Annotated in this window: 16 protein-coding genes; 6 read left to right on the forward strand and 10 right to left on the reverse strand. The window is 69.8% G+C overall.

All coding sequences use genetic code 11. The annotated features are described in order from the left end of the window. Window positions 1-36: 36 nt before the first annotated feature. On the forward strand, window positions 37-3,291 hold the full coding sequence (locus tag CKO31_RS12600; RefSeq protein WP_200237880.1) for an EAL domain-containing protein: 3,255 nt from the start codon (window positions 37-39) through the stop codon (window positions 3,289-3,291). An 87-nt stretch (window positions 3,292-3,378) separates the two neighbouring features. Next, window positions 3,379-5,532 (forward strand): polysaccharide deacetylase family protein, encoded by a 2,154-nt coding sequence (locus CKO31_RS12605; RefSeq protein WP_200237882.1) that lies wholly within the window; start codon window positions 3,379-3,381, stop codon window positions 5,530-5,532. Between the two features lie 108 nt (window positions 5,533-5,640). Here the strand turns inward: CKO31_RS12605 and CKO31_RS12610 are convergent, their stop codons facing one another. Then, on the reverse strand, window positions 5,641-8,397 hold the full coding sequence (locus CKO31_RS12610; RefSeq protein ID WP_200237884.1) for a mechanosensitive ion channel domain-containing protein: 2,757 nt from the start codon (window positions 8,395-8,397) through the stop codon (window positions 5,641-5,643). Between the two features lie 350 nt (window positions 8,398-8,747). On the opposite strand from CKO31_RS12610, the gene CKO31_RS12615 reads away from it, so the two are divergent. Continuing rightward, on the forward strand, window positions 8,748-9,260 hold the full coding sequence (locus CKO31_RS12615) for an SCP2 sterol-binding domain-containing protein (RefSeq protein ID WP_200237887.1): 513 nt from the start codon (window positions 8,748-8,750) through the stop codon (window positions 9,258-9,260). 4 nt (window positions 9,261-9,264) lie between these two features. Here the strand turns inward: CKO31_RS12615 and CKO31_RS12620 are convergent, their stop codons facing one another. Further along, the gene (locus tag CKO31_RS12620) at window positions 9,265-10,299 is read right to left on the reverse strand and encodes a hypothetical protein (RefSeq protein ID WP_242475337.1); all 1,035 of its coding nucleotides are present in this window, start codon (window positions 10,297-10,299) and stop codon (window positions 9,265-9,267) included. Between the two features lie 294 nt (window positions 10,300-10,593). On the opposite strand from CKO31_RS12620, the gene CKO31_RS12625 reads away from it, so the two are divergent. Continuing rightward, entirely contained in the window at window positions 10,594-12,672 is a 2,079-nt protein-coding gene (locus CKO31_RS12625) for a DUF2868 domain-containing protein (protein WP_242475338.1), read from the forward strand. After that, entirely contained in the window at window positions 12,672-14,198 is a 1,527-nt protein-coding gene (locus CKO31_RS12630; protein WP_306341734.1) for a GTPase/DUF3482 domain-containing protein, read from the forward strand. The genes CKO31_RS12625 and CKO31_RS12630 overlap by 1 nt, the downstream gene beginning before the upstream one ends. A gap of 1,276 nt (window positions 14,199-15,474) precedes the next feature. Here CKO31_RS12630 and CKO31_RS12635 read toward each other — a convergent pair. The 7 genes from CKO31_RS12635 to rpsF form a co-directional block, all read right to left on the reverse strand. Beyond that, complete coding sequence (locus CKO31_RS12635) at window positions 15,475-16,188, reverse strand: thiol:disulfide interchange protein DsbA/DsbL (RefSeq protein ID WP_200237892.1); 714 nt, start codon at window positions 16,186-16,188, stop codon at window positions 15,475-15,477. Window positions 16,189-16,427: 239 nt separating this feature from the next. Next, window positions 16,428-17,345 (reverse strand): 4-hydroxybenzoate octaprenyltransferase, encoded by a 918-nt coding sequence (ubiA, locus tag CKO31_RS12640; protein WP_200237895.1) that lies wholly within the window; start codon window positions 17,343-17,345, stop codon window positions 16,428-16,430. A gap of 120 nt (window positions 17,346-17,465) precedes the next feature. Further along, entirely contained in the window at window positions 17,466-18,944 is a 1,479-nt protein-coding gene (gene radA, locus CKO31_RS12645) for a DNA repair protein RadA (protein ID WP_200237898.1), read from the reverse strand. A 55-nt stretch (window positions 18,945-18,999) separates the two neighbouring features. Beyond that, window positions 19,000-20,355, reverse strand: coding sequence for a replicative DNA helicase (gene dnaB / locus CKO31_RS12650; RefSeq protein ID WP_200237964.1), 1,356 nt, complete (start codon window positions 20,353-20,355; stop codon window positions 19,000-19,002). Window positions 20,356-20,784: 429 nt separating this feature from the next. Then, complete coding sequence (rplI, locus tag CKO31_RS12655; RefSeq protein WP_200237901.1) at window positions 20,785-21,234, reverse strand: 50S ribosomal protein L9; 450 nt, start codon at window positions 21,232-21,234, stop codon at window positions 20,785-20,787. 177 nt (window positions 21,235-21,411) lie between these two features. Then, on the reverse strand, window positions 21,412-21,636 hold the full coding sequence (gene rpsR, locus CKO31_RS12660) for a 30S ribosomal protein S18 (RefSeq protein ID WP_200237904.1): 225 nt from the start codon (window positions 21,634-21,636) through the stop codon (window positions 21,412-21,414). Between the two features lie 36 nt (window positions 21,637-21,672). Continuing rightward, window positions 21,673-22,086, reverse strand: coding sequence for a 30S ribosomal protein S6 (gene rpsF / locus CKO31_RS12665; RefSeq protein ID WP_200237906.1), 414 nt, complete (start codon window positions 22,084-22,086; stop codon window positions 21,673-21,675). Window positions 22,087-22,371: 285 nt separating this feature from the next. Here rpsF and CKO31_RS12670 point away from each other — a divergent pair, with 285 nt between their 5' ends. Then, on the forward strand, window positions 22,372-22,869 hold the full coding sequence (locus CKO31_RS12670; protein ID WP_200237909.1) for a hypothetical protein: 498 nt from the start codon (window positions 22,372-22,374) through the stop codon (window positions 22,867-22,869). 146 nt (window positions 22,870-23,015) lie between these two features. Here the strand turns inward: CKO31_RS12670 and CKO31_RS12675 are convergent, their stop codons facing one another. Then, the gene (locus CKO31_RS12675) at window positions 23,016-24,143 is read right to left on the reverse strand and encodes an NAD(P)/FAD-dependent oxidoreductase (protein WP_200237912.1); all 1,128 of its coding nucleotides are present in this window, start codon (window positions 24,141-24,143) and stop codon (window positions 23,016-23,018) included. Between the last annotated feature and the right edge of the window lie 9 nt (window positions 24,144-24,152).

Here is a 24,152-nt window from a genome sequence, read left to right on the forward strand (position 1 = left end):
CGGGCGCCCGCGCTGCCGACACGGGGCCGGCCGGCGATGACCATCGACGTCGACATCCACGACCCGAGCCACCTCGACGCACTCACCGACGCCGAGCTGGACGCCCTGCCCGTCGGTGCCATTCGCCTCGACAGCGACGGGCGCATCCTGTTCTACAGTCACCACCAGGCCAGCCTCACCGGCCGCATACCGGCGCAGGTGCTCGGGCGCGATTTCTTTCGCGAGGTGGCCCCCGCCAGCGCCATGCCCGAGCTCTACGGGCGCTTTCGCCAGGGGGTGCTGACCGGGCAGCTGAGCTGCACCTTCGAGCTCATCTACGACTTTCGCATGCAGCCGGTGCAGGCGCGCATCCATATGCGCAACGCCGCAGCCGACGGCGAGTACTGGATCGTGGTGGAGCCGCTGCAACACCTGGCGCAACGCAGCATGCCCGACGTGGCCGGTGACGGCGGCGTCGACACCGGCCTGAGCATGGTCTCTCGCGACCCCGGGCGCTGCGATGCCCAGCCCATTGCTCACTGCGCCAGCTTGCAATCCTTCGGCTGCCTGCTGGTGCTCGCAGCGGACAGTCTGCGGGTCGTCGCCGCGGGCGCCAACACCAAGGACTTCCTGGGCCTGGAGCCACAGGCCGTGCTCGGCGCCGAGCTCGGGACCCTACTGCCGTCAGGCGACGGCGGCCTCGTCGCCTGTGTGCGCGAGACCCAGTCCGAGCCGGAAACCTTCTGCCCGGAAGCCTTCAGCGCCCCACCGCAGCCACACCTGCCGGACCTGGCGCTGAGCCTGCGCCTGACACCCTGGCATGGCAGGCTCCTGCTGGAGATCGAGCCGGATGTGCCGCTGGCGACGGCGACGCAGGCCGGCGCCTGCGACCCGGGCGCCCTCGGCCGCGAGCTGCTGGCCGCGGCGGACATCGACATCCTGTGCAGCCGTCTAGCTCGCGCGCTGCGCCGTTTCACCGGCTTCGAGCGAGTCCTGGTGTACCGCTTCGAGCCGGATTGGGACGGCACCGTCATCGCCGAGGACCTGGCCCCGGACACCCTGCCCTCGGTGCGCGGGCTGCGCTATGCCGCAGCCGACATCCCGACCCGGGCGCGGGCGCTGTACACGGCGACCCCCCTACGCTACGTGCCGATCCGCGACCATGCCGAGATACCCCTCCTCGCCGAGCGCGAGCCCCCGACCAGCATCGACATCGGCGCCGCACAGCTGCGAACCCTGCACCCCACCCATCGCGCCTACCTGGAGCAGCTCGGCGTCAACGCCAGCCTGTCGCTCTCCATCGTCTGCGACGGCCAACTATGGGGGCTCGTCATCTGCCATCACCGCCGCCCGCACGCCATCTCGATGGCCCTGCGCCAGCGCTTGGCGGAGCTGGCGGCGCTGGTGTCGGCGCGCATCGCGCTGCTCGAGCAGCGCATCCAGCTCCAGGCCCGGGAGCAGGGCGTGGCCGCCATCAACGCCATCATCGGCCGGCTGGACATCCGCAAGCCCTTCCCACAGGGCTTCGTCGGCAACGAGGCACTGTTGCGCGGCCTGTTCGCCGCCGATGCCGTCCAGATCTTCCACCGCGATGCCCCGCTGCTCGAAGAGGGCGCGCTGGACCTGGACGCTGAGGAGCAGCGTGCGCTGCTGCACTTCCTGCGCAAGCGCGGCGGCGGCGTCTGGAGCACGGACTGCCTGTCCTGCGAATTCGAGCCGGCGGCGGCATACCCGGAGCGCCTCGCCGGCATCATCGCCATCTTTATCGGTCCGACCGAAGACTATGTGATGCTCTTCGGCCGCCGGCGCACCCGCTTCAAGGTGCGCTGGGGCGCGCGGCCGGCGGCCTTGTCGCCGGCGGCGGACGACACCAGCCCCTGGAGCACGCGCCGCTTCGAGCCCTGGGAAGAGGAGCGTATCCACCACGCCCCGCCCTGGACCCGGTCCGAGCTCGGCACCGCCGAGGCCCTGCGCAATCTCACGCAGGAGGTCATCGTCGCCAGTGCTGCGCACTTCGAGGTCCTGGCGCTGCGCGACGGCCTCACTGGGCTGCCGAACCGCGAGCGCTTCCGCCAGATACTCGCGACGACCATCGAGCAGGCCGAGACCACCGGCGGTGTGTTCGGCATTGGTCTGCTGGACATCGACCACTTCAAAAGCGTCAACGACACCCTGGGCCACGACAAGGGCGATATCCTGCTCGCGGCCGCCGCCAAACGCATCCTCGCCGTATTGCCCGAGGGGGCCGTGGTGGCCCGGCTCGGCGGCGACGAGTTCGCGCTGCTGCTGCCCTCAGGCCACGAGGACGCCTTAGACGCGATGCCGGAGCGCGTGGTGGCCGCCTTCCGCAAGCCCATCAGCGTCGACGACGACCGCTTCGCCGTGTCCGTCTCCATGGGTGTCACCCTCGGCCATGGCGCCTCCCAGGGCACGGAGCTGCTGAAACAGGCGGACATGGCCCTCTACCAAGCCAAGGATGCCGGTCGCGACTGCGTGCGGGCCTTCGACAGCGGCCTGCAGCAGCGCGCCCTGGTGCGGCTCGAGATCGCTCGGGAGATCCTCGGACGCAGCCCGAAAACCGCGATAGAGATCCTGCTCCAGCCGCAAGTGCCCATTGCAACCCGGCGTCCCGAGCCCCGCTTCGAGGTGCTGGCGCGCTGGCGCACCGCCGAGGGGCGTCTCTTGCAACCACTGGAATTCATCGATGCAGCGCAGCAAAACGGCTTGATGCGCGCCGTCACCGAGGCGGTGCTTGCGCGCAGCCTGCTGGTCCTGCGCGAGCACGCCGGGGCGAGCGGCGCCGACCCCGTACTGGCCGTCAACGTCACCGCCGCCGACCTGGAGGCGCGCTGGTTCGCCCGCTCGCTGCTGCAGGCACTGGCCGATGCCGGGGTGGCTCCGACGCGGCTGGAGCTGGAGATCGCCGAGTCCGTACTGCTGCGCATCACGCCTAGCGTGCGCGAGTCCCTGCGCCAGCTCAGCGACGGCGGCATCCGCATTGCGCTGGACGATTTCGGCAGCGGCTTCAGCTCCATGGCGCATCTGCGCGAGCTCAACATCTCCACCCTCAAGATCGACCGGGACTTCGTGCGCGGCGTCACGGCCGAGCAGGACCGACGCCTGGTGGCGGGCATCGTCGCCATGGCGCACTCGCTGGGCAAGAGCGTGGTGGCCGAGGGCGTCGAGCGCGTTACCGAGCTCGAAGTGCTGCGCCGGCTCGGCTGCGATTGGGGGCAGGGCTATCTCTGGTCCGAGCCGCTGACGCCGGCGGACGCCTTCGACGGCAACTGGCGCCCGGCGCGGCGAAGCTGAAGGCCCTAGCCCCTCGGGGCCGCCGGGAGCCGGACCCCGGGGCTGTGTTAGGGTCGGGCCCACGCATTCCCCACCGCGCCCGGGACCATGTCGACCTTCACAGCCATACACAGCATCGACTGCCCGTCGGAGCTCACCGTCGAGCGCAACGGCGAGCATCCGGCCTTTACCATCCGCTTCGGCGCCGACGGCGAGATCCCATTCCCGCAGGTGATCCTGCGCGCCGCCGGCCGGGAGACCTTGTTCAACGGCAGTGACATCCAAGCCCGGCAAACCGAGACCGGCGACTGGCGCTATTGGGTAGAGGTGCCGGCGGGCAGTGCCCCCGGTGAGCGCCTGCAAGTGCAGGTGGAAGGCTGCCGCCGTGCCGATATCGACAACGCCGGCGGCGGCGACTGGATCAAGGCCTTCCGCGAGATCCGCCTTGTCGGCACCAACGGTGGCGGTGCCAACGCGGGCCAAGGCGCCCGGGCGCAGCCCCGCGTCGAGCCCGCGCTGGCCGGCGGCGCCGAAGTGAAGCTCTACTTCGGCATCCACAAGCACATGCACCAGCCCTACTACAACACCACGGACCCCGACGCCTGGGACGGCGAAAAGGACGAGATCTTCGGCTCCCGCGGCGGCAACTACACCGACTTCGTGCCTGCGGCGGTGCAGCAGTACATCGACGGCGGCCTGCCGCACGCCGGGCTGTCCACCAGCTGGAGCGGCTCGCTCATCGAGCAGCTGGACCGCTGTGCCGAGCTGGGGCGCTGCGGCGGACGCTTCGGCGGCTGGAGCGCGCCCCTGCGCCACATGGCCGATGCCACCACGGCCCTCGGCAACCCGCGCATCAGCTTCTCCGGGCTCGGCTTCTTCCACCCGCTGATGCCGCTCATCCCGCCCCAGGACATCGTCCGCCAGATCGCCTGGCACCGCGAGGCCATCGAGCAGGCCTTCGGCGTGCCGGCGTCGCGGGTGCTGTTCCCGCCGGAGACGGCCTTTCACGTGCGCATGATCCCGGCGCTGCTGGAGGCCGGCGTGGAGGCGGTGATCTACGACTCCATCCACCGCTTCCGGGCCTGCCGCGACTATCCCTACGCCGGCATCGAAGAAGGCATGCTGCCGCCGAGCCCCGCAGAGCAGGTCAACCCGCCGGTGGACGACTGGCTGCAGCTGCACAACATCTGGGCGGCGTCGAAGATCTCGCCGTCGCTGCTCAAGCCCGAGTACGTGGGCTACGAGGACCCGGACGGCACGCTGCAAAAGATCATCGCCATCCCCGCCGAGCGCTACATCGGCAACGAGGACGCCCGCGGCGGCTTCGGGGCGCTGCAGTATCCGGACGTGCTGGGGCAGCTCTACCAGCGCATCGTCGACACCGGCAGCTTCGACCCGGCGCACCCGCCGTTCTTCCTGCTCCATTCCGACGGCGACAACCACGGCGGCGGCGCCGACAGCTACTACCACCACAACACCGGCGAGCTGGTGCGGTGGCTCAAGCAGGACCAGCGCTTCGAGCTCACCACGCCGGAGGACTACCTACAGCGCTTCCCGCCGGACCCGGAGCAGGTCATCCACATCGAGCCCGGCTCCTGGGCCGGCGCCGACAACGGCGACCCCCAGTTCATGAAGTGGTTCAGCCGCTACGACCAACCCTACTCGCCGGACCTGAATTCCTGGGCGGTGCTCACGGCTTTCCAGAACCTGGTGCACACCCTGGCCGCAGCCGAGCCGAGCCATCCGCAGCTGGCGGAGGTCATGCGGCTGCTGCTCACCGCCGAGACCAGCTGCTACTGGTATTGGACCGGGCAGCAGGTCTGGGACGAGCAGGTGACCAATGCCGCCAACCTGGGGCTCTCACGCATCAAGCCCGCCGTCGACGCCATCGTCTCCGCCGGGCGCGAGCAAACCCCGCCGACCATTTTCCCGCCCTGGGTGATTCCGGAAAATCCGGGCGGCAAGCGCTGGGGCCAGGGCTGTCTGCTGGACGCGCCGCGAGAGGCCACTGTGCACAGCTTCATCGCCGACTGCTCCGGCCTGGCGCGCGTGGACCTGGTGCTGCGCACGGCCAATGGCGAGCAGCGCCTACCCATGCGCAGCCACGGCCCCTACCCCACACAGACCGGCGCCCGGCTGACGGCGGACTATGTCACCGCCGAGCTGCCGGTGGGGGCCGGCGATGTCCGCTACTACCTCGAAGCCGAGGACAACCGCGGCAACATCGCCCGCGGCGCGCTGGAGCGCCTCTTTCTGGCCTGAGGGTCGCAGGGCGTGCGCCCCGGCAGACCGGCCGGCGCCGCTCGCGATGCCAATCGGCATCGGTATCGACACCGTGCTCGCCGCGCGCGCCGAGTAACGCTTCAACCACTAAGCGCCGCCCGAGGCCCCACGCCGCAGGATCAGCTCCTGCGTCGGGTAGGCAAAGGATACGCCGGCGGCCTCGAAGCGCCGATGGATGCCGAGGTTGATGCCCTGCTGGATGTCCATGTAGAGGGCATAGTCCGGGCTCAGCACGTAGTAGACCGCCTCGAACACCAGCGCATAATCGCCGTATTCGAAGAAGTGGGCCCGATCGAAGCGAGCCCTCGGCTGCTCCTCGACGGCCTCGCGGATCATGTCCGGAATCCGCTCCAGCAACGCCCGCGGCGTCCGGTAGACGACGCGGATGTGGAACACCACGCGGCGCTCCTGCAAGTGCTTGAAGTTGTGGATACGGCTGTTGAGCAGGTCGCTGTTCGACATCACCACCTGCTCGCCCGAGAGACTGCGGATGCGGGTGGTCTTCACACCGATGTGCTCGATGACACCCAGGGTGTCGCCGGACATGATGAAGTCGCCGACCCGAAACGGCTTGTCCAGCACAATGGCCATGGAGCTGAACACATCCGCCAGGATGGTGTTCACGGCGAAGGCGACGGCGAGGCTGCTGACACCCAGGGCGCCCACCAGCCCGGCGATGGGGTATTGGAAGTAGGCCAGCAGAGAGACGATCACGGTGATCCAGATCCCGGCGCGGATGAAGAACATCATCACGCCGTAGCCGGTCACGGTGGATGGGTCGCGCATCTCCTGGCGCGTGCGCCGGCGGTTGAAATAGTCCACCATCGCCGCGTTGGCCCAGATGCCGAGCTGGAAATAGAAGGCGACCACCAGCAAGGTCCACAGCCAATCGCGCACCGTCGGGCTCGGAACGCCCGAGAAGGCCATGGCGACGTAGAAGGCGGCGATGAGCACGAAGATCTGACTGGTGTTGCCAGCCACCGCCGACAGCGCCAGGCGCAGGTCGCCGGCCTCGGCGCTTCCGCTACGGCCCTTGCGCCGCTTCAGCGCCCGGCGTGCGCCCGCGCGGATCAGCGACACCAGCACGACCACCACCAGGAACATCGCCAGCGCCGTGACCAGCTCCCGCGCGCGGACGCTCTGATCGTCGATGACCAGAAGCTCGGCGCTCCACCAATCCACCAACGCCTCCCGGGCCTGGCGTATCTGCAGCGCTTGGGTCTGGACCTGGTCCTGGAGCTGATACCGCATGCCCTCGAGCAGGGCGATCAGTGCGTCCTTGGTCTCCAGCAGCTCGCGGCCGTAGCCCTCCGCCCCGTCGAGGGCATCCCGGCGCGCCGTCAGCGCCTCGCGCACGCCCTCGCGCAGGTCAGGCTCGCGCAGACGCCGCGCCTGCGCTAGCTGCATGGAGCGCAGCGCACTGAGCCGCTCTTCGATGTCGTCCTTGGCCTTGTGCGCGGTGTCCAAATTGGCGAGCACCTGTTGCAGCGCTTGCGGCAGGTCGACGGCATCCGGCGCCTCCATGAAGCGATGGCGCAGCTCCCACAGCTGGTGCATCTGGGCCAGGTCGGCGATGGCCGCCGCCAGGGAATCCACACCGGTGCGTGCGACCCGGACCTCGGTATCGCGGGTCTCCACCCATTCTTGCAGCACCGCCCGGTCAGCGTCCGACTCGGCCTCCGCCAGACGCCGGCGGGCGCGATACAGATTCGCCTCGGCCGCATCGCCTGCCGCCGCAACCTCGTCGACTTGCGCGCGCAGCCTGTCCTCGCGCGCCGTCAGCTCCGCGAGCCGCTCGTCCAGCGCTTGCTGCGGCAGCACGACACGGGCTTGCAGGTAGCGCACGCGCTCGCCCGCCAGGGTCTGTTTTACCTCGGCCATGTCGTCCTGAGCGCGCGCCAAAGCCAGCGCACTTACGGCGGCCGCCGCTTCCTGGCGCGCCAGCAGGTCCGTCAGCCGCGCCAGATCCAGGGCCTGGACCAGCGCTGCGCGCTCGGCGGCGCCGGCAGCACCGTTCTCTGCCGCAGTCAGTCGATCGCGCGCCGCCCGCCGCTCGCTCACGGCCCTGCTCAGGGCCCGTTCGGCGGCGTCGCGCCGGCGGGCGGCCGTCTCCGCCCGCGTCTCCGCCACGTCTTCGGCGGCCTGTGACAAGGCCAAGTCGGCTCGCGCCTGGTCCAGTCGGGAGACCGGGTACGGCGGCTCCTCGGCGATGCCGTCGCGCTCGACCGCCGCCAGCTCGTCGCGCAACTGTGCCAGCCCGGTCTCGCTTTCTGCGAGACGCTCGCCGAGTGTGGCCCGACGCTGGACGACGAGGCGCAGATTGCGCAGCAATTTCAGCTGTTGTCCGATGTGCTCCGCCGGGCTCTCGGCGGGGCTCTCGGCGGGGCTCTCGTTGGGGGTGTCGGCCGTATCCGCTGCCTCGCCGGGCGGCGGGGCCGCATCCTCGCCAGCCGCGGCTGCGTCGGCCGCCGGGTCCGCATCGACCGGCAACGCCTCCAGGGCCGCTTCCAGCTCCGCCAGCCGCGCGTCGATCAAGTCCAGAGCCTGGTGAAAGTCCTCCGCCGAGGTCATCGGCTGCGGCAACCCTGGCAGGCCCACCAAGGCCGGGTCGAAAGGCAGCTCGCTTGGCCGCTGATTCGGCTCTTGCGCGGCCTCGGCGCCTGCGGCTGCGCCTTCCCCGGTCTGCTGCGCCGACACCGACTCCGGCGCTGCTGCACCTTGTGCGTCGGCATCAGCGGCCACCGCCGACGCCGGGTCGTCGGCGAGCGCCGACGGCGCCGGCACGGCTAGACAAGTCAGCAACAGGCAGGCACGCAGGGCCCCTGGGCGGTGCTCTAGGACCATAACAATCGAAGGGATCCGGAGGTTCGAGGGCGCAGGCACGGCGGGATGGGCAGCAGGACATGGCCGCCGATGCGGGATTCTACGGACCCGCCTTCTGGCGCGGCAACCGCGTCCCAGACGGCCGGCATCGAGCCGCCGGGTGACGCCGCGACGGCACGAGCATGCCGTTATCGCTCGCCGTCACCGTAAGGTGCATGTCCGCGGCTGCATGGTCTATACGGCGGTGGGGCGGGAGCCGGAGGCAGCCGTGCCACCCCCGGGGCAAGCGCGGGATTTGCGCTCGGTGCTCGCCTTCCGTAGGCTTCGACCCGCCGTCGAGCATACCGATAAACATCGATGAGGAGGAGATCATGAAAAAGACCATCGCCCTGTCCGCCCTCTGCCTGGGCAGCCTGAGCCTGTCGGCCCAGGGCGCGACCTTCATGGACAGCGCCTGGGCAGCGGCGCTCTGCGAGGCCTGGAACAAGAACCCGACCCTGACCGGCAAGCTCGGCGGCGGCTGGGTGGAGAACGACGCCGGCCGCGGGTTCAAGACCATTCACATGTACCGCAAGGACTGCGGCCTCGGCAGCCGCGTCGAGCTCAAGATCTCGTCGCAGGACGGCAAGGCCATCTGCACCCGCGGCGGCAGCGTGCAGAACACCAGCCCGGACTACGACGTCGACTACCTGATGTACGCCACGGACGAGGACTGGGCGTGCATGGGCGAGGGCAAGTTCGGCTGCGGCGCCATGGGCGCCATGACCACCGGCAAGCTCAAGTTCAGCGGCCCCAAGGGCGAGGCCATGTCGGTCATGGGCCCTTTCAATGACTTCCTGACCCTCACCGGCCAGGTGCCCGGCGACAAGTCGTCCTGCCCTTAGAGGCTCATGCCTCCGGCTTGCCGGCGGCCGGCGCGAACTGCGCGGCATAGTCCTCGAGCAAGCCCGCATCGCCGCGCGCGAGGAGACACTCGTGCAAGGCGCTGCGCAGGCGGCGCTGGCCGCGGTGCACGGAGAGCTCCGCGATAACCTGGCGTACTGTCGTGCGCTCGGCATCCGCGGCGAGGCCGAGCAGCCAGTCCAGGGCGGCCGGCGTACGGGCCAGCGCGGCCGCGCGCAGCAGCACCTGCGGGCGCCGCCCGCGCAGGGGCTCCGCCTCCCAGCGCGCCCGCAGCAGGGCCACCGCAGCGTCGAGCTTGCTCTCGCCTAGGGCCAGCGCCGCGAGCTCCGCCAGCGCCGGGTCCGCACTCCCGGGGTCGTCCAGCCAGCGGGCGACGAAGGGCGGCGCCGTGTCCGGCGCCAGGGCCAGCAGGGTGCGGAAGCACTCGTCGATGACCTCCGCCTCCGGGTCCCCGAGCAGGGCCTTGGTGCGCAGCACCGCCTCGGCGGCGCCGGGCTCGGTGCAGCCGATGGCGCGCACGGCGCCGCTGCGGGCGCGGTGCTCGGGGTCAGCCAGCAGGTCCACCAGCTCGCGCAGCGCCCCAGCCGCGCCGGAGGCCGCAAGGCCCATGGCACAGCTGGCGCGCACATCGGCGGCGGTGTCCACCTGGCCGCCCCAGACGGGCTCTGGCTGGCGCAGCCGCAGCCCGCTGCGGAAGCAATCGGCATCCAGACAGTCCAGCGCCACCAGCGCACGGGCGAGCGCGCCCTTGGCGAGGCAGCCGGGGTCGGCCTTGTGATCCAGCGCCGCCAGACGGCGAAAGGCGTCCATCAGCGCCGGCTCCAGGGCATAATGCAGGCTGTCGCCGGCCGCCTCGGCGGCGCGCGCCAGCACGCGATAGTGCGTATGCGCCAGCGCCTCGCGCAGCAGCTGCGCGGACGGTTGCTCGTCCAGGGCGCGCAGCAGTGCCGCCGGGGCCTCGGCGCCGCGGCGGCGCGCGCCGCGAGGGTATCCCGGCGCTGCGGCTCGCTGTCGGGGCATGGCTTACAACTGTCCTCCCAAGGTGGTCGTATAGCCGCCGGTTGCCCGTGCACGGCCTAACCGGCGCGCGGTCTGGGCGTCCAGCCCTTGATCGGCGGCAGAAGCAGGGTATAACGTGCTTGCGGGCGGGGCACCAGCCGCTTGCCGTCAGCTGCCCGCCCAGAGCACCGCGCGTCGTCGGCGGCGCCATCTGCCCCGACGCCGTCTCGCAGTCCCGGCCACAGCACCACGCCAGTCACCACCGCAATGGAACCCGCTGTTCACACCGGCCCCCAGTCGGCCGAGCCTGCGCCTATGGCGGAGCCGGACACCAGCCGCTGGCGCCTGCCAGACCTGCTGGACTTCGACTACTACGTCGACCGCGACGAGCAGCGTATGCGCCAGGAGCCCGCCGAGCGCAAGCACCTCGCCGAGCGCGACCGTCGACTCTATCGTGAGCGCATCGCGCCCCGCGTCAAGGCCCCCGAGCATACCCCGGCGCACCGCAGCGCCGCACTCCGCCGCTGGCTCGGCATCCGCCGCGGCAGTGAGGATGCCTCCATCCGGGCCCTGCTGCCCGGCTCGGCCTTCGCCCGCGGGCAGCGCCTGGTGGCCATCGCGCTCGCTGTGCTCGGCTTCCTCGGCGGCGTCGGTGTCGCCTCGGCGCTGCTGCACTACGAGGGCGACCAACCGGTCAACGTCTCTTGGTATGTCTTCGTGCTGGTGATCCTCCAGGTGCTGCTCCTGATTGCCACGGCCGTGGCCTGGTACGCCCGGCGCTCGCACACCATGCAAACGGCGGTGCAGGACTTCTCGCTGGTCGGCCATCTACTGAAGCCGCTGTTCGGCGCTGCGGCGCGTTGGGTCCAGCACCAGCGCCTGGCACATGTGCCGCCGGACGTGCGCGAGCATGCCAAGGCCCGCAAGGGACTGCTGTCCGGTCACTTCTCCCTCTATGGACCGGCTGCCTATCTGCCCATGCTGATTCCAGCGCAGCTGTTCGGGATCGGTTTCAACGTTGGTGTCATCCTCACCACCGTCGCGCTGGAATGGTTCACCGACATGGCCTTCGGCTGGGGCTCGGCGCTGGACGTACAGCCCGGCACCATCCATACCCTCGCCCACATCATCGCACTGCCCTGGTCCTGGCTCTTCGGCGACGGCTTAGGCGTGCCGACCCTCGAGCAGGTGCAGGGCACACGCATCAGCCTGAAGGACCCACTGTTTATCATGGATGCCGAGCACCTACGCTCCTGGCGCTGGTTCCTGGTGCTCGCGGTATTCACCTACGGCTTACTGCCGCGGCTGGTGCTGCTGGGGCTGTCGCTGCTGACGGTGCGCCGCACCCTGGCGGCACTGCCCTTTACCCACCAGCGCACCCAGGCGCTGTATGCGCGCATGATCACGCCGCAGCTGGAAACCGCCGGCGGCACCGGCCACGGACCGGAGATGCCGATCCCGGGCCCCTTGAGTCCGATGAGTGGGCCGCGGGCCGCCCCGCGTGCGCAGCCGGTATCTCCCGCGCCAGCGCCGCCGGCGAAGCCCCCGGCGGCGCAGCAGCCATCCGCCGTACCGGATGAGGCAGCACCTACGCCGCCAAAGCCGGCGCCGCGACCCGCAGCGAAACCGCCCGCGCGAAAGTCGGGGTCCGCACCGGCGGCAAAGGCTGCCCCCGCGCCAAAGCCGGCTGCCGCCGAGCCGCGGGCCGAGCACGGCGGCACCGCCAAGGCCGACAAGGCGCCCGCAGCCGCTGGCGGCGCGAGCGCACCCCGCGAGCAGGCCAAGGCGCCCTCCCAGCCGTCGCCGGCGGCCAAGCGGACCCCGGAGCCGAGCAAGACACCGCCGCTAGCCGCCAAGCGCGCGCCTACCACCGAGCCTGCGCTGCGCTCCGCACCCCCGCCCGCAGCAGCGGCTGCCAAGGCCAAAGGCGCCCTGACCATCGCCCCAGACGCCTGCCTGCTGCTGATGCACGTGGACGTGGCAGATGTCCTGGATGACAGTGACCACGAGCGCCTGCAACGGCTGCTGCACGGCCATTCCGGCTGGCGGGTGGCCGGCAGCGCCACCTTCGGCGGCGGCAGCACCATGGCCAAGCAGGCGCTCACTATGATCAAAGCCGCCGACTGGCAGGCCCCGCCGCCGCGCGTCGCGCTGCTCTCGGACGGGTCTCAGCCGCCCATCACCGAGACGCTGCGCTTTCTACGGGCGGTGCGGGCGGCGGCGGGCGAGCATGCGCAGCTGCTGTTGGTGCTGGTGGGCGACCCGGACGGCGATGATCCGCTGCCGCCGTTGTCGCCCTTCGAGTTCCAGGACTGGCAGAGCAAGCTGGAGCAGCTGGGCGACCCCTATCTGCGCCTGGAGATGCTGGCGGGCCCCGCCGAGGAGACAGACTGATGGCAAGCGCAGGCCGCGTCCGGATGCCAAGGCGCCAGGGCAGCAGCGACTATCAGGCCGCAGCGCCGCAGAGCGTCGGCGAGGCGGCGGACCGGGTGCCGGTGCTCGCCATCATGGGCCATCCGAACGCCGGCAAGTCCTCGGTGGTGGCGACCCTCACCGAGAACGACCGCATCGCCATCGACAAGCGCGCCGGGACCACCACCACCACCGACGAGTATCCCGTCATCATCGACGGCCGCCCGGTGATGATGTTCGTGGACACGCCTGGCTTCCAGAACCCGAGCGACATCCTGGAGTGGTTCCAGGCCCACGCCGACGAGCCGGACCTCGCCGGGGCCTTCGTCGCCGCCCATGGCGACGATCCCATGTTCAGCCACGACTGCGCGCTGCTGCGGCCCGTGGCCGAAGGGGCCGGCATCATCCTGGTGGTGGACGGCTCCAAGCGCATTAAGGAGAAGGACCGCACCGAGATGGAGCTGCTGCGCCTCACGGCACGCCCGCGCATGGCGATCCTGAACAACCTCTCCAACATCAGCAAGCACATGCCGGCTTGGCAGGATGCACTGAACAAGTCGTTCAACTCGGTGCGGGAGTTCAACGCCCATCGCGCCACCTATGCCGAGCGCCTCGCGTTGCTGGGGGCGCTCAAGGCCATCGACCAGCGCTGGGAGCCCATGCTGGACGAGACCATCCGCGCCTTCCGCGATGACTGGTCCCGCCGCATCGAGGCCAGTGCGGACACCATCATCCAGCTCATGAAAGACGCACTGACCAAGCGCGTCACGCGGATCGTCAAGGTGGACGACATCAAGTCCGACGACCAGCGCGAGGCCATCCAGCGCCAGCTCACCGAAGCCCTGCAGCAGGCCCTGCGCCAGCTGGAGGTGGAGGCTCAGCAGGACATCCGCGGCCACTTCCGCCACAACGTCTGGGACCTGCCGGCCACCTCGCTGCTGGCGAAGGACTTGTTCTCGGAAGAGGTGGAAGAGGCGCTCGGGCTGCGTCAACGCCAGCTCGCAATGGCCGGCGCCGCCGCCGGCGCGGTCTCCGGCGGGGCCATCGACCTCGGGCTCGGCGGCCTGGCATTCGGCACGGTTGCGCTCATCGGCGGCGTCGTTGGCGGGGCGCTCGGCGTGCTAGGGGGCGCCGCCCTGGCGAAGCTCGACATCCAGCGCACCCTGGGCGTGGAGCGCTTCTCGCTGGGGCCGGTGACCAATTCGCGCTTCCCCTTCGTACTGCTGGACCGCGTCATCCTCTACGCAGCACGGGCCATGAACTGGGCCCACGGCCGGCAAGCGGCGGACGAGCAGGCCCCCAACCGGGTGCCGGACAAAGAGCTTGGGCGCAAGCGCGGCTTCACCGAGAGTCTGACCCCCGACGACCACCGCACCCTCGCCAAGTTCTTCGCCGCCGCTCGCAAGGGCAAGGAAGACACCCCGCACGAAGAGCAGAGCCGCGAGATCATTATCAACATCCTGCGCGGACTCTCCACCAGCGACCTAGACGCCCGCATCGGCCTCTAACGCGGCAGCGCCATCCCTGCCGCAACGACGTCCAGCGCCAAGCCAGCATCCGTCGCGGCGAGACGCCGCTCCCACAGAACAGCGCGCGCCGTCGGAGCGGCATCCCTGCCGCGACGACTTCCAGCGCCTCAGCCAGCATCCGTCGCGGCGAGACGCCGCTCCCACAGCCACACCGCGCGCCGTGGGAGCGGCATCCTTGCCGCGACGACTTCCAGAGCCTCAACCAGTATCCGTCGCGGCGAGACGCCGCTCCCACAGCCACAGCGTCGCCCGTGGGAGCGGCATCCTTGCCGCGACGACTTCCAGCGCCTCAGCCAACACCCGTCGCGGCGAGACGCCACTCCCACAGCCAACAGCGCACCGTGGGAGCGGCATCCCTGCCGCGACGACTTCCAGTGCCACGCCAGCATCCGTCGCGGCGAGACGCCGCTCCCACAGCCAACAGCGCCCCGTGGGAGCGGCATCCCTGCCGCGACGACTTCCAGAGCCTCAGCCAGCATCCATCGCGGCGAGACGCCGCTCCCACAGCTACAGCGCGCACCGTGGGAGCGGCATCCCTGCCGCGACGATGTCCAGCGCCACGCCAGCATCCGTCGCGGCGAGACGCCGCTCCCACAGCCAACAGCGCCCCGTGGGAGCGGCATCCCTGCCGCGACGACTTCCAGAGCCTCAGCCAGCATCGGTCGCGGCGAGACGCCGCTCCCACAGCCACCGCGCACCGTGGGAGCGGCATCCCTGCCGCGACGGCTTCCAGAGCCTCAGCCAGCATCCGTCGCGGCGAGACGCCGCTCCCACAGAACAGCGCGCGCCGTCGGAGCGGCATCCCTGCCGCGACGACTTCCAGAGCCTCAGCCAGCATCCATCGCGGCGAGACGCCGCTCCCACAGCCACAGCGCGCACCGTGGGAGCGGCATCCTTGCCGCGACGACTTCCAGAGCCTCAGCCAGCGTCCGTCGCGGCGAGACGCCGCTCCCACACACCAGCGCGCACCGTGGGAGCGGCATCCCTGCCGCGACGACTTCCAGCGCCCAGCCAGCATCCGTCGCGGCGAGACGCCGCTCCCACACACCAGCGCGTACCGTGGGAGCGGCATCCCTGCCGCGACGGCTTCCAGTGCCTCAGCCAGCGTCCGTCGCGGCGAGACGCCGCTCCCACAGCTACAGCGCGCCCCTTAGGAGCGGCATCCCTGCCGCGACGACTTCCAGTGTCACAGCCAGCACCCGTCGCGGCGAGACGCCGCTCCCACAGGCGGGCGGAGTACTGCTCCAGCGAGCCCTCAGCTCGCCCCTTCGCTCGCCGCAGGCGCCGCTTGGGCGGGCTGGGCCTGGCCGTCGTCACCGCCTTCGCGGGCCACCAAGTGGTCGATCACTTGGAACATCCGGTCATTGCTGCCGGTCTGGGAGGCGCTGGTGACGTATTTGCCGTTGACGACGATCGCCGGCACGCCGTCGATGTTGTAGCGGCGCACCAAATCGGCGGACTTGCGCACCTGCATGTCCACCGGGAAGGAGTTGTAGGCGGCGCGGAAGGCGTCCTCGTCGATGCCCTGCTCGGCGGCGAAGGCGATGATCTGCTCTTCGGTGAAGATCTTGCGGCGCTGGTCGTGCAGGGCCTTGAACAGAGGCAGATGCAGTTGATCCAGGGCACCGATCTGCTCGGCGGCGAAGTAGGCCTTGGCATGCGGCACCCAGCGCGGCGAGGCGGCCGCCGGCATCCGTCGGAAGGTTACCCCCGCCGGCTTCTCCTCCAGCCAGCGATCGATGTGTGGCTCCAGCTGGTAGCAGTGCGGACAGCCGTACCAGAACAGCTCCAGCACCTCCACGTCGTCTCCCGCCTCGGCGCGGGCCGGGTCCGCCACCACGCGATAGTCGATGCCCTCGTCGACGCTCCCTGCCGCCAGTGCGACGGACGCCAGCAAAATCAGAACAAAGAGCGCGCCCACCCGAGCCAGCGGCGGGACGCGATGCGGCGTGTGCGGTTGCGTGGTCATGACGGATGTCTCCTCTATCAGCGGTATCGAAGGGACGGCGCCGACGGCCGCGGCTGCACGGCAAGTGGGGACGCCGGTGCGGATTATGCAGGTGGACGTGTTCGCCGGCCGATGATTGGACCACCGGGGCAACCAAATCGTACCGGCACGCCCGCGGCCTGCATCAATCACTGAAAACAGCTTGGGCGGGCCACCCAGGCCGGGGCTCCACTCGGGGTCCTACGCGGGCCGGCGTACCCCTAGCCGGCGGCCGCCGGGTGCACCAGATAATCCAGCACCAGGCCCAGGAAAATCGCCATGCCGAAGTAGTTGTTGTTCAAGAAGGCGACGAAGCAGCGCTGCGGCTCCCGGTCCCGGATCAGCCATTGCTGATAGAGCGCCAGCAGGGTCGCCGCACCGAGCCCGGCGAAATAGACCCAGCCGCGCCCCGCGGCCGTCCCCACCCAGGCGAGCATGGCGAGCATCAGCAGCTGCAGCAGGCCGACGATGAGCCGGTCGTAGCGGCCGAACAGGATGGCGGTGGACTTGATGCCGATTTTCAGGTCGTCGTCGCGGTCGACCATGGCGTACTGGGTGTCGTAGATGAGCGCCCAGATCACAGTGGCCGCAAACAGCACCCAGGCGAAGCCGGGGATGCCTTCCTGGATGGCCATGAACGCCATGGGCACGGCCCAGCCGAAGGCGGCGCCCAGGAACAGCTGCGGAAAGTGCGTATAGCGCTTCATGAAGGGGTAGATGGCCGCCAGCACCACGGCGACCACCGACAGCGCCACCGTCTGCCAGTTGAGCATCAGCACCAAGGCGAAGGCGGCCAGGCAGAGCACCACGAACACGGCCACCGCCTCCGCCGGCGAGATGATACCGAGCGCCAGCGGCCGCGCGTTGGTGCGCTCCACATGACCGTCGAAGTCGCGGTCGGCGTAGTCGTTGATGGCGCAGCCCGCCGAGCGCATCAGCACCACACCGGCGATGAAGATCAGCACCACCCCCCAGGGCGGGTGGCCCTGGCCGGCGAGCCACAGCGCCCACAGCGACGGCCACATGAGCAGGAAGATGCCGATGGGCTTGTGCAGGCGCACCAGGCGCACGTAGGCATCCAGACGCTCGCGCCAGCTGGGGGCGCGGGGGTTGCCGAGCTTGATCTCCGGGAGGCTCATTGGGCGGCGAATCTCCGGGTTTCCGCGGGGCAGCCGTCGCGCTCGCCCCGAGGGTGCCACCGGCCAGAGCAGGCGCGGCGCTGCATCGAAAAGCCCCGCATTATCGCATAGCGCTGGGCCTCAAATCGCATCCAGCGCCTCGGCCAGCGCCAGCACCGGTTTGATGGCCAGGCCCTGGACGCCGCCCTTAGGCACATTGGCCTTGGGCACGATGGCCTGCTTGAGCCCGTGCTTGGCGGCCTCGCGCAGCCGGTCCGGGCCGTTCGGCACCGGGCGGATCTCCCCGGAGAGGCCGATCTCGCCGAATACCGCCAAGTCCAGCGGCAGTGGGCGGTCGCGGTGGCTGGAGAGCACCGCCAGCAACAGGGCCAGATCCGCGGCGGTCTCGGTGACGCGCACGCCGCCGACGGCATTGACGAAGACGTCCTGGTCGAACATGCCGATCCCGCCGTGGCGGTGCAGCACCGCCAGCAGCATGGCGAGCCGGTTCTGCTCCAGCCCCACGGCGACCCGGCGCGGATTGGCGAGCGGGCTCTGGTCCACCAGCGCCTGCACTTCCACCAGCATCGGCCGGGTGCCTTCGCGGGTCACCAGCACCACCGAGCCCGGCACCGCCTGATCGTGGCGGGACAGAAAGATGGCCGAGGGGTTGCGCACCTCGCGCAGGCCCTTGTCGGTCATGGCGAAGACGCCGAGCTCGTTGACGGCACCGAAGCGGTTCTTGACGGCGCGGATCAGCCGGTGGGCGCCGTCCGCCTCGCCCTCGAAGTAGAGCACCGTGTCCACCATGTGCTCCAGCACCCGCGGGCCGGCCAGGGCGCCCTCCTTGGTGACATGGCCGACGAGAAAGACCGTGGTGTCGGTGAGCTTCGCGAAGCGCACCAGCTGCGCCGCGCTCTCGCGCACCTGGGAGACGCTGCCCGGTGCCGATGCGAGGCTGTCGGTGAACAGCGTCTGGATGGAGTCGATGATGAGCACCCGCGGGCGCTCGGCGGCGGCGGTGGCGAGGATCTGCTCCACGCCCGTCTCCGCCAGCAGCCGCAGTGCGCCGCCCAGCGCTCCTGCACCACCCGGTGCTGCTGCACCACCCGGCGCCGCAGCACCCCCAAGCCCCGCCGCAGACTCGCCGGCGCCGGACGCCGCCAGGCCCAGGCGGTGGGCGCGCAGACTCACCTGCTGCGGCGACTCCTCGCCGGTGACATAGAGCACCCGCTCCCGGGCCCCCACGGCGGCGGCCGCCTGCAGCAGCAGCGTCGACTTGCCGATGCCGGGATCACCGCCGATGAGCACCACGGAGCCCGGCACCAGGCCGCCGCCGAGGACGCGGTCCAGCTCCATGATGCCGCTCGGCGCCCGGGTCTGTTGCTCCGGCGCCACGTCTGCGAGGGACAGCACCTCGCTCGGCACCGGCAGCGCGCCGCCGCGGCCGGCGCCAGCCCCGGCCCAGCCGCCGCGGCTGGCCGTGGCGGACGCCGCCGGCAGCTCGTCGATGCTGTTCCAGGCGCCGCAGTCCGGGCACTGCCCGGACCATTTCGGCTGCTGTGCGCCGCAGGCGTTGCAGACATAGGCGCCGCGGGGCTTTTTCGGGCGTTGAGCCATGGGGTGCCGTGCGCTGTGGGAGCGGCCTGCGGCCACGATCAGGCGGCTGCTGTGCTCAGTAGCCGTCGTCGCCGTACAGATTGTCGGCGAGGTTCTCGAACTTGGTGTACTGCCCAAGGAAGGCCAGCTTCACGGTGCCGATGGGGCCGTTTCGCTGCTTGCCGATGATGATCTCGGCGACGCCCTTGTCCGGGCTGTCTTCGTTGTAGACCTCGTCGCGGTAAATGAAGACGATCACGTCCGCATCCTGCTCAATGGCGCCCGATTCACGCAGGTCCGACATCACCGGGCGCTTGTTGGGGCGCTGCTCCAGGGAGCGGTTCAGCTGCGAGAGCGCAATCACCGGCACGTTCAGCTCCTTCGCCAACGACTTCAGCGACCGGCTGATGGCCGAGATCTCCGTCGCCCGGTTCTCGCCGTCAGTGGGCGCCTGCATCAGCTGGAGATAGTCGATGACGATGAGGCCGAGGTCTTGCTCGTTGCGCTGGAGCTCGCGCTGCAGCCGCCGCACCCGGGCGCGCACCTCCGTCGGCGACAGCGCCGGCGTATCGTCGATGTGCAGGGGCGCTTGGGAGAGGATGTGCACTGCCGAAGTCAACCGCGGCCAGTCCTCGTCCGTGAGCTTGCCCGTGCGCACCCGGTGCTGGTCGATCTGCCCCAGGGAGGACATCATGCGCATGGCGAGCGAGTCGCCGGGCATCTCCATGCTGAACACGGCCACGCCCTGGCCGGTCTTGATGGCGACGTTCTCCGCCATGTTCATCGCGAAGCTGGTTTTGCCCATCGACGGCCTGCCGGCGACGATGACCAGATCCGCCGGCTGCAGACCGGAGGTCTTCATGTCGAAGTCGATGAAGCCCGTGGGCAGCCCCGTGATGGGCTCATCGCGATGGAACAGCTCGTCGATCTTATCGACCGCGAGCTTGAGCAACTGCTCGATGGGCTGAAAGCCGCCGCCGCGGGCCAGCTGCTCGGCAATGCCGAAGACCTTGGCCTCCGCGGCGTCGAGGATCTCCGCCTCCGAGCGCCCGCCGGTGTCGAAGGCCAGGTCGGCGATGCCGGTGCCAGCCTTGATGAGCTGGCGCAGCACCGAGTTGAAGCGGATGATGCGGGCGTAGTGCGCGGCGTTGGCGGCGGAGGCGGTGTTGCGGTCGATCTCCGCCAGATACTCCATGCCGCCGATGTCATCCAGCAGCTTGCGCTTCTCCAGCGCCTCGGCCAGCGTGACCACATCGAAGGGCTGGTCGCCCTCGGCCAGCACCACCACGGCGCGGAAAACCAGCTGGTGCTCGCGGCGGTAGAAATCGACCTCCCGCACCTTGTCCGCCACCAGCTCCCAGGTGCCGTTCTCCAGCATCAAGGCGCCGAGCAGCGACTGCTCCGCATGCACGTTGTGCGGCGGGACCCGCATGCCCTCGAAGCCGGGCACGCCAGCGCCCTCGCCGCCGAAGGGCGCCGGGGGCGGCGCCTCATGCTCGTCGGTCTCCACTCCGCCGCCTCCTGTTTTCACTGGAGAAAATCAGCACCTGGCCATGCCCCGGCGCAACGCCTGACGGGGACGCAGCGACCGATCACTCGTGCTGGAAAGGCCGTCGATTGTCGACGCGACAAGGCGCTGCGGCAAGCACCCGGCCCAGATACGGGGACGGTAACCTTAATTTGCGAGAGCCGGCGATCGCTTCCTCGATGAAGTGCCGCAGACAACGTAACGCGGTCGCAGCAAATCAGGTTACTGTCACCGTATTAAGTGGCCGAAGCTGCGGTGATCCTCCCCCGAAATGGTGACAGTAACCTCAAGAAGCGCTTCAGCGGAGTTAAGGTTACCGTCCCCAAAATTGGCTCAGTCGGCGGGGACCACCTCGATGAGGATGACCACATGGACGTCGGAGTGCAGGTGCACTTCTACCTCGAACTCGCCGATGTTGCGGAAGGGGCCGTGGGGCAGGCGCACTTCGCCCTTCTGGACCTCGTAGCCCGCGTCGGTGAGGGCGTCGGCGATGTCCGCGGCACCCACGGAGCCGAACAGCCGGCCCTCGTCGCCCGCCTTGCGCGGGATGGTGACCGTCAGTCCCTCCAGGTGCTCGCGGCGCTGCTCGGCGTGGGCCAGGGCCTCGGCGGCCTGGGCCTCCAGCTCGGCGCGGCGTGCCTCGAAGGCATTGAGGTTCTCTGCGGTCGCGGGCACGGCAGCGCCCTGGGGGATCAGATAGTTGCGGCCGAAGCCCGGGCGCACGGCGACCTTGTCGCCGAGATCGCCGAGACCGCCGACCTTCTTCAGCAGGATGACGTCCATTGGAAATCCTCGAAAATTGGAATCATGGCGAGGGGTGTACAGCCCGCGCCATCACTGACTGGCCGCGGGGCGAGATCGAGCCGTTGGGCCCTGGTCGGCTGCCGAGTCCAGCGGCGAGGGCCGGGCGGCGCGGACCCGGATCACCAGGTCTCGGGACCGAAGCCAGGCTCTCTGAGATCAATGCCCGTCGGTATACGGCAGCAGCGCCAGGTAGCGCGCGCGCTTGACGGCATCGGCGAGCTGGCGCTGGTACTTGGCGGAGGTGCCGGTGATGCGGCTCGGCACGATCTTGCCCGACTCGCTGACATAGGCCTTGAGCAGGTTCAAGTCCTTGTAGTCGATCTCGGTGATGCCTTCGGCGGTGAAGCGGCAGTAGCGCTTGCGGCGGAAAAAGCGGGCCATGGTGGGTATCCTCTGGGTGCTGGATTGACGGCGGCGTCAGGCGTCTTCACGCCGCGGCCGGGAGCTGCCTTCATCGTCGCGGCGGCCGCGGCGCTCCCCGCGCTCGCCGCCGCGCTCCTCGCCGCCCTCTTCCTCGCTCTTCAGCAGCGGCGAGGGCTCGGTGACGGCGCACTCCCGACGAATGATCAGGTTGCGCAGCACGGCGTCGTTGAAGCGGAAGGCATTCTCCAGCTCGTCCAGCGCGTCCTTGTCGCACTCGATGTTCATGAGCACGTAATGTGCTTTATGCACCTTGTTGATGGGATAGGCCAGCTGGCGGCGGCCCCAGTCTTCCAGCCGGTGGATCTTGCCGCCATGTCCCTCTAGATTGGTGCGGTAGCGATCGATCATCGCCGGCACCTGCTCGCTCTGGCTCGGATGCACCAGAAACACCACTTCGTAATGTCGCATTGGACTCCTCACGGATCAGGCGCCTCCCGACGGCGGGTGCAAGCCGACCGCGGTGAGGCAAGGAGAGCGCCGCGCACGCGGCGAAGCCCGCCATTGTGCGTTGTTTTTCGACTTCGATCAACCGACTGACGCGCGATCATCGGCGTCGACCCAGTGCGGGCAGCAGCCACGAGGTCGTCGGCCAGGCTGGCAACCTGCGGCGCCTGCCCCGACAATAGTGGGCTGATTGGGGCCGGGCCGGCAGGCGTGGCCTGGACTCGCTCAGATTCGAGAGGACGGCTCCCTATGCGCCCTGCACTGCTTCGCGTTTTCACCCTCGCGGCCGCCGTTGCCGTGCTGGCGGGCTGCGGCTCCTCCGGCGGGGGTCCAGACGTCATCGCCATCGCCGATGACGAGGCCTATCGCGGGCCTCTCGCCGCTGCGGTCTCCCCGGTGCAGTTCGCCGGCGCGTCGGCGACGGACCGCAACTGGCTCCAGCGTGAGATCGTGCGCGTGCTCGGCGACTCCGACGCCTTCGCGACGGTAATCCCGCTGTCCGCCCGCGGCGAGCGCAACGAGGCTGAGGTCCTCATCGACCCGAGCGTGGTGCGGGTGGAGCGCTACAGCGGCGGCCTGGACCGCATCGACCTGCGCCTGCGGGCCCGGCGCAAGAGCACCGGCGCCGTCGGGCTGGACCAGGTGTATCGGGGCAAGCGCCGCGGCCAGCGCAGCGCCATCATCGACGCCGCCGACTCAGCGGCCAAGGACCTGTCACGCGAGTACGGCGAGCGGCCTGTTTATTAGGGCTGAGGGCTGAGGGCTGAGGGCTGAGGGAGGTCTGCGCTTGGACGGGTGCATGCGGCTCTAAGCGAGGGGGTCCGCGCGCCTGGCTCTGCGCACCCGACCGAAGTGCTCGCCCCAGCCCTCAGCCCCCAGCCCTCAGCCCTTCGTCACCGGTACTGCCGCAGGTACCACCACTCGAACCCGCGCTTCAGCCAGTGGAAGGCGACGGAGTTGGGCAGGATCCAATTGCGCTTCTCGGTGCGCCAGACCACCATGCCGCGGTCGTTGGCGTCGACGATGCACAGCAGCTCGACGTCGAAGGTCGCCGCCGCCGGCTCGCCCTTGAGCTCCGCCGCCAGGTTCTTCGCCGCCGCCTTGGCCTGTAGATCCGCCATGTGCGCCTGCTTGGGCATCCACTCCGGCCCCGGGAAGCTGCCGGAGTCGCCGACGACATAGACGCGGTTGGTCCCCGGCACCTTGCAGTGGGCATCCGCCTGGATCAGCCCGCCCGGCGAGCGCGGCAGCTCGGTATTGTCGAACCACTGGTTGCCGGTCATGCCGGGCATGAAGATGATGAGATCGGCCGGGAATTCGCCGCCCTCGGTCATCACCTTGTCCGCGGCGAAGCCCTTCATCTTGTGGCCCAGGTGCGTCTCGATGCCGACCTTGTGCATCTCGCCGAGGAGCTTGTCCACGGCCTTCGGGCCCAGGCGGTTGCCCGGGCGCTCCGCCGGCGTAAAGAAGACGATGCGAAAGCGCTCGCGCCGGCCCTCCTTGCGCAGCTGGCGGTCGAGACCGAACAGGAACTCGAAAATCGGCCCGCCGCGCATGGACGCGGGCTCCTTGGGGTTGCCCGCGAAGCCCATGGCCACGGTGCCGCCGTCCAAGGTCTTGAGCCGGTCGCGGATGGCCTCCGCCGCCGGGATGCCCTCGCAGGGCGTGATGGCGTGCTCGATGCCTGGGAGCTTCTTGATGAAGCGCCCGCCGCTGGCGATGATCAGACCGTCGTTGTCGATGTCGCCGTCGCTGGTGTGCAGGGTGCGGCCATCGTCGCTCAAGCCCGTGGCCTCGGCAGCGTAATGGGTCACCTGCATGCGGCGAAAGAAGGTGGTCAGGTCGATGCGCAGGTCCTCGCCGCTGCGCAGGCCCGACGGCACCCAGATCAGGCCGGGGTAGTAGACGAATTCGGGTTTGGGGCTGACCACCGTGATGTCGAGGCTCGGATCTGCCTCGCGCAGGGACGAGATGGCCGTGAGCGCCCCGAAGCCGGAACCGACGATGCTGACGCGTGGCATCGGATCTCC

The organism is Thiohalocapsa halophila, assembly GCF_016583825.1.
In the GTDB taxonomy this organism is placed as follows: Bacteria; Pseudomonadota; Gammaproteobacteria; order Chromatiales; family Chromatiaceae; genus Thiohalocapsa; species Thiohalocapsa halophila.